Source organism: Bradyrhizobium sp. PRIMUS42, assembly GCF_023006515.1.
GTDB lineage: Bacteria > Pseudomonadota > Alphaproteobacteria > Rhizobiales > Xanthobacteraceae > Bradyrhizobium.
Genome location: NZ_JALBGZ010000367.1, coordinates 1 through 6386 on the forward strand (window position 1 = coordinate 1; position 6386 = coordinate 6386).

Consider the following 6386-nt stretch of genomic DNA (forward strand, 5'->3'; position numbering starts at 1 on the left):
GTTGCGGCGAGCGAGGTCGGCGTCGTCGTTGCAGGCAATGCTGCTGCCGGCGACTGCACCGCTTGCGATGCGTCAGGCGCCGGTGCGGCCGGCTGCTCGGTCGCCTGTTGATTGGAAGTGCTCGCCGCAAGACTGAGGCTGCGCGAGCCGCCGGCATGGGCCTCGCTTGCGAGCAGCGACATAGCGACGATCAGGATGAGTTTACGCATGGCCATCCCCGCTATCCGGTCAATCCGCCTTACCTAAATCGCGCCAGCTTGGCCGCTAGCGCGCCAGCCGATGGGTGCCGATTTCGATCAGGGTCGCCCGGCAGGACAGGCGGTAGATCAGGCTGAACAGTTGATTCCACATGACCGAACTCCGCTGTTGATCATTCAGGGCCACTCTAGACCCCATCTCTTTCCGGCGGTTTTCGCGACGCTGGGAAAATGGCTTCGTCAGGCCAGCCGACGTTTCGTCGGAACGGGAGACGCGAAGTCGTCTCACGGGCGTGTGAGATATTGGTTGCTGCGGCACCAGGACCGTCTCGGGCGAACCGAACGATGCTCGTTGCGGTCAGCCTGTATCAGAGGTAGTAAGGGCAGGGGTCTTCGCGGAAGATCATTTGGGGAATGTCGCCCGCGCCAGCATGACATCGCAACCTGACGGGAATTCTCATCGTCGGCGCTGGAGAGCGATCCTGTTGCTGTTCGTTGTCCTCCCCTTTGTGCCGGAACTGGCGATCCTGCTCACGTCTCTCTTCGCGGCCATCTCAGGATGCCAGCCCGGCACCGATGCCGGCTGTCCCATCGGATCTTCTGCCGCGGAAATCATCCGTCATGCGCTGGAGGCGAGCTTGCTGGTCGGCTCTCGCTTTGGCGACGGGCTGGCGGCACTGTGGCTGGCCGCCTGCTGCTGGCTGATCACGCTGGGATGGTCCCGGCTATGGATCCGATTGCTGCTGGCTTTGGCGGTCAGTCTCATCTGCGCATTCGTTCCCTATTTCGGCCCGATGCTTTCGATCAGCTATCTCGTCAACCCCAAATGCTCGCCGAACGAGGGAGGCGTGGGCGATTGCATCGTTTACGGCGGCGACGTCGGCAGTGTGGCCCACAAGGTGGTCAGCCTGGGCTGGAGAATCATCGAGGGCGCTCCGATCGCGATCGGAATATTCGTTGTCTATGCGATCGTTGCGGCGCTCATCGAACGGCGCTCGAGGAGGCAGGGTCTCCGTCCTCTGGGCTGATTTCCGTTCCCGACGCTCGCCGCCGAGCCGACGCTCGATATTGTCAAGAAGCAGCAGCTATGGTCTCATGCAGCCATAGATTGTCTTTCATATTTGGAGATGTTGCCATGCGGTTTTGTTTTGCAGCATTCCGGGTCATTCTCGCCTGCGCGGCGGCCGCTGTCTGGCTTTCAGCCGTTCAGCCCGCCGCGGCTCAGTCCAACAATGATCCCGATATCCTGGCGGCCTATGTCTACAGATATGCCGACTATTACCTGCCTTATGCCATCCAGTCGTCCACGGCATATAAGCCGGTCGGCACGCTGAACACCATGCGCGATGCCGGCCTCGGCGAGGAAGTCGATTTCGCGGTGCAGAGTACGATCCCGGCCTCGCAGGACGACCTGAGAGGTCACGCGCGGAAGATCTTCAAGCCCTGGCGCTATCAATTCGGCAGCGACACGTATCTCGATTGCCTCGATTGGGCGGATGAGGCCTGCAAGGCGGCTTACGCCAGGCGCGGCTGGAACTTCGGCAGCGGCCCGACATACCAGGTGTGGGCACGGACACGCGCCGCCGCGCGTGGAGCCTGCAGCGAAGTGAGCATTGCGTTTCGCGGCACCGTAGGGTTTTCCGGGGGCGATTGGTACTCGAACTTCAGCCGGTTCGGTTCGCCCTACGACGACTATTATCAGCAGCTGCAGCGCAACGTCGATACGATCATGAGGCAGATCCAGAGCCTGGACTGCTACAAGCGGGCCGCCCGGAAGCCGCAGATCGTTTCGACGGGGCATTCCCTCGGTGCCGGCTTAGCGCAATTCGTAGCGCTTGCGACCAAGTCGGGTGGTCCGCGGATCGCCAAGGTGGTTGCGTTCGATCCGTCTCCGGTGACCGGCGCGCACCTCGTCAACAGGGCTCTTCTGGCCGAAAACGTCCAGCGCCTCGTCATTGATCGCGTGTATGAGAGCGGGGAGGTGCTGTCATATGCCCGCGCGGCCGTGCAGGAATATCCTCAGGCGAAGTCGCGCTGCAATCCGCAGGTGCGAACCGTCGAGGTCAAGGCTGCGCGAGGCTCGATCATCGGGCTGCACGGCGTTGAATTGCTTGCGACCAACCTTGCAGATCTCACATACAATGAGGGCAATCCACTGGGTTACCGCGCTCCGGTCACGCTGGTCGGCAATTGCGATGTCATCTATCGGCCGGATTCCGACGAGCAGCTGATCGCGCGTAACGGAAGCCAGCGGTTCGCCGCGCTTGGGCGCGTTTACGCGCGAAGTGCCGGCCGGCGCGTCGTTTCGAACCCTGCCAATTCGGCGCTGCGCGCGGGCGTGACACGGGCCGGCTCGCACACGTCGAGCAACGGGCCGGATCCCCGCATGGCGACTGGCCCGGTCTCGAACGCGTTTGCCCTTGCGACCGGAGGCGGATTCGGCTTCACGCCGCTACCGCGTGCGGAATGATCGGGGCTGGTTGCCGCTCAGAAGATTTCGAAATATTCGCGGTGCTCCCAGTCGGTCACCTCGGATAGGAAGCGATCGATTTCGGCGTTCTTGATGTGGGTGTAGTAGTCGACGAACTCGGCTCCTAGCTTCTCGCGGAAGAAGGGATCGTCCTTCAGCGCGGCGACGGCATCGCGCAAGCTCTTCGGCAGCAGCGGCGCCTTGGTCTCGTAGGGCGTGTCGGCCGAGGGGCCCGGGTCGAGCTTGCGGTCGACGCCGTCGAGGCCTGAGAGGATCTGCGAAGCCATGTAGAGATAGGGATTGGCGGCGGGCTCGCCGATGCGGTTTTCGAGGCGCGTTGCGGCATCATTGGCGCCACCGAGCACGCGGATCATCACGCCGCGATTGTCGCGGCCCCAGATCGCGCGGTCCGGTGCCAGCGAATAGGAGCGGTAGCGCTTGTAGCCGTTGATGGTCGGCGTGGTGAACAATGTCGATGCGCGGGCATGGTCGAGCAGGCCGGCGAGGTATGCTTTGCCGAACTCGCTGAGTGGCTCGCCACCGTCCTTGGCCGACTCCTTGGCCATGAACAGGTTCTCGCCGCTCGCACGCGAGACGATCGACTGATGCAGGTGCCAGCCGCTGGCGAACAGGTTCGGCAGCTTCGGCCGGCACATGAAGGTGGCGTGATAGCCGTGGCGGCGCGCGATCTGCTTCACGGCGCTCCGAAACAGCACCATGTTGTCGGCGGGCTCGAGCCCCTTCCTCGGCGCGAAGGTGAATTCGCACTGGCTCGGTCCGAACTCGACCTCGACCGAGCGCAAGGGCAGGCCGAGCGCGACGATGTCGCGGCGGAGAATTTCCAGCACCGGCTCCATCTGATCGAAGCGCTGCTCGGTGAGGTATTGATAGCCATGGCTGAGCAGGCTCACCGAGGGCGGCGTGCCGGGTTGACCGGCATCCTCGGGCCGCATATGCGCGTCGTCGAGCTTGAAGATGTGGAATTCGACCTCGAGCCCGGCGACGAAGTCGTGGTCGCGGCTGGCGAGCTCGTCGAGCACCTTGCGAAAGAGCGAGCGCGTCGCGAACGGCACCGGGCGGCCGTCATTGAAGTAGAGGTCGCACAGCACCCAGCCCGTGGTCGGCGCCCAGGGCAAGACGCGAAACGTGGTGGGATCGGCGACCATCAACACGTCGGCCGCGCCCTCCATCTCCTTCATGCCGAAGCCGCCGCCCACGGTGAACACCGGAAACACCGTGCGGTGCGAGGTGTCCTTGGCGAGCATGGTGGTGGTGATGGAGCAGCCGCTCTCCAGCGAGGCGATCGCCTCGGAGGCGATGATGGTCTTGCCGCGCAAGATACCGTGCTGGTCGGGGAAGGCGAGGCGGATGACCTCGAGATTCTTTTCCTCGACGATGCGCCGCATGCGCGCTGCGGCGTCCTTCTGCTCATCCGACCACAGCGCATGACGCGCGACGAAAGTCACTTTGGTTGCTCCTCAGTCACGATGATCGACGGGGGCAAGACGCTTGCCACGTTCTCCGCCATTGCGAGCGCAGCGAAGCAATCCAGAGTCTTTCCGCAGATGCATTTCTGGATTGCTTCGCTGCGCTCGCAATGACGAGGATAGACCTTCACATTCACTCCGCTGCCGTAGAGTGGGCAAAGCGAAGCGTGCCCACCACCTCTATCATCCGAGCGAAAGCATGGTGGGCACGGCGCTTTGCGCCTTTGCCCACCCTACCGGTTCGGTGCACGCGCGTCACTCCGCCGCCGTCAGCTTGTGCACGTTGTCGGCGATCTCCTTCGGCACCGGCGCGGTCCATGGCGCACCGCGGCGGCGCTTGACGTCGACCTCCATCCAGTAGGTCTCCCAGCCCCGCGTCGGGCCGATGCCGTCCATGGTCGCGGGGCCCTGGATGCTACGCGCATTGGCCTCGTCGAGATGCAGCATCGGCTTCTCGCCGCCCGAAACCTTTTCGATCTCCTGCCGCAGCAGGCGGCGGTATTGCACGATCGCTTTGTCGCTCGAACCGAGATGCTCCTTGGTGCGGTCCTGGATCGCGCCCATCGATTCCACCGCCCACTGGTCGTGGACGTTGATGTCGGTGCCCATGCCGGTATAGGTCGCGGTCTGCTGCTCGTGCGGATCGAAGCCGTAATCGTTAGCTCTGTTCTTGCGCGAGACGTAGTCGGGCAGCTCATAGAGCTCGAGCCGCTGATCGCGCATCTTCTTCTTGTCGACCGGGTTCGTGTAGCTGGTGAAGATCGCGTACCAGTAGCAGTTCTCGTCATCGACAGGCACGTGCCATTGCGTGATCGTCATCTCCGTGCTCATGGGAATGACGAAGCCGTGCGGGAACAGCTGGTTGGTGACGCGCACATGGGTGCGCTCCTCGTCGATCTCGCGCAGCGCAATCAGCCGCAGGCCGTATTCGGTGTGCTCGACATTGATGATCGGGCGGTCGTACTCGCGCAGGATCTTCGTCATCGGCAGATCGCTGCCGGCCGAGGCACCGCGAAACTGCTTGCCGTAAGCGGTGGAGGTGTCCTCGTCCTCGAAGAAACGGTGCAGATAGGAGGCGTGCGCGGGATCGATGCCGACTTCGAGCGCCTGCAGCCAGTTGCAGGCCATGTGGCCCTTGAACGCGAAGGTGTGAGTATCAGGCGCGACGAAGCAATCGATCTCCGGGAATGCGGGCGGGGCGCCCTCGCCAAGATAAGCCCAGAGGATGCCGCTCTTTTCGATCACGGGATAGGAGCGCTGCCGGATGTTCTGGCAAAGCTTCGAATCCTTCGGCTCGGCCGGCGTCTCGATGCATTGGCCGTTGGCATCGAACAGCCAGCCATGGAAGGCGCAGCGCAATCCTCCATGCTCCAACCGTCCGAAGGCAAGGTCGGCGCCGCGATGCGCGCAGTGGCGGTCGATCAGGCCGTAGCGTCCGCTCTCGTCGCGGAACAGCACCAAATTCTCGCCGAGCAGTTTGACGGGACGGATCGGCCGCGCGCCCTCCAGCTCATCCACCAGCGCCGCCGGCTGCCAGTAGCTCCGCATCAGCTTGCCGCAAGGGTCCTTCGGTCCGGTGCGGGTGATCAGGTCGTTCTGCTCCTGGCTCATCATGGCAGTAGCATCCCTTATGGAGTGGCAATTGTTCGCCTATTGAACGAATGGGCGAATTATGACATGACTTGACCCGCCAGCAAGCACTATTTTGCAGGATTGTCCCTCCATATGCCCAAGCTGAAGCGGAACGAGAGCGAGGAGCGCGCGACGGATTTCGTCGAGAGCCTCGATCGTGGCCTGCGCCTGCTGCAATGCTTCGGCACCACGGCAGGCCCGATGACGCTGAGCGATCTCGCCCGTGCCGCCGATCTGCCGCGCGCGACGGCCCGGCGCATGCTGTTCACGCTGCAGCGCGGCGGCTACGTCTCCGGTGATGGAAAGCTGTTCTCGCTGACGCCGCATGTATTGACGCTGGCAGCGTCCTATCTGCGCTCCAATCAGCTCGTCGCGGTGCTTCAGCCGGTGCTTGATCGCGTCGCGACGGCAGCCAACGAAATCTCTTCGCTCGCCGTGCTCGACGGCGATGACGTCGTTTTCATTGCCCGTGGCAGCCCGGCGCGGGTGTTCTCGGGCGGGCTGGAGATCGGCTACCGCCTGCCGTCCTTCTGCACCTCGGTCGGCCGCGCCATGCTCGGCCAGCTCGACGATGCTGAGCTTGCCGCGCGCCTGACGGCG

The 6386-nt window shown here is 63.4% G+C and carries 5 protein-coding genes and 1 pseudogene; 3 read left to right on the top strand and 3 right to left on the bottom strand.

Annotated elements, in window-relative coordinates; genetic code table 11:
* Positions 1–209 (bottom strand): annotated as a pseudogene (locus tag MOV75_RS23575) (hypothetical protein); the annotation flags it as partial.
* 473 nt (positions 210–682) lie between these two features.
* Between MOV75_RS23575 and MOV75_RS23580 the strand changes: the two are divergent.
* Both MOV75_RS23580 and MOV75_RS23585 read left to right on the top strand, forming a co-directional pair.
* Positions 683–1225 (top strand): hypothetical protein, encoded by a 543-nt coding sequence (locus MOV75_RS23580; RefSeq protein WP_246931976.1) that lies wholly within the window; start codon positions 683–685, stop codon positions 1223–1225.
* A gap of 107 nt (positions 1226–1332) precedes the next feature.
* The gene (locus MOV75_RS23585) at positions 1333–2667 is read left to right on the top strand and encodes a hypothetical protein (RefSeq protein WP_247006710.1); all 1335 of its coding nucleotides are present in this window, start codon (positions 1333–1335) and stop codon (positions 2665–2667) included.
* Between the two features lie 17 nt (positions 2668–2684).
* On the opposite strand, the gene MOV75_RS23590 is transcribed toward MOV75_RS23585, so the two are convergent.
* Positions 2685–4133 (bottom strand): glutamine synthetase family protein, encoded by a 1449-nt coding sequence (locus MOV75_RS23590; protein WP_246923478.1) that lies wholly within the window; start codon positions 4131–4133, stop codon positions 2685–2687.
* Between the two features lie 276 nt (positions 4134–4409).
* Positions 4410–5768: an aromatic ring-hydroxylating dioxygenase subunit alpha gene (locus tag MOV75_RS23595; protein WP_246923474.1), complete on the bottom strand. Its 1359-nt coding sequence runs from the start codon at positions 5766–5768 to the stop codon at positions 4410–4412.
* 111 nt (positions 5769–5879) lie between these two features.
* On the opposite strand from MOV75_RS23595, the gene MOV75_RS23600 reads away from it, so the two are divergent.
* Positions 5880–6386 (top strand): helix-turn-helix domain-containing protein (locus tag MOV75_RS23600; protein WP_247006711.1); only part of this gene is annotated, 507 nt, incomplete at its 3' end.

Excerpts from the sequence above, each read along its gene's own strand:
- MOV75_RS23585 (WP_247006710.1), top strand. The coding sequence starts at position 1,333 with ATGCGGTTTTGTTTTGCAGCATTCCGGGTCATTCTCGCCTGCGCGGCG.
- MOV75_RS23595 (WP_246923474.1), bottom strand. The coding sequence starts at position 5,768 with ATGATGAGCCAGGAGCAGAACGACCTGATCACCCGCACCGGACCGAAG.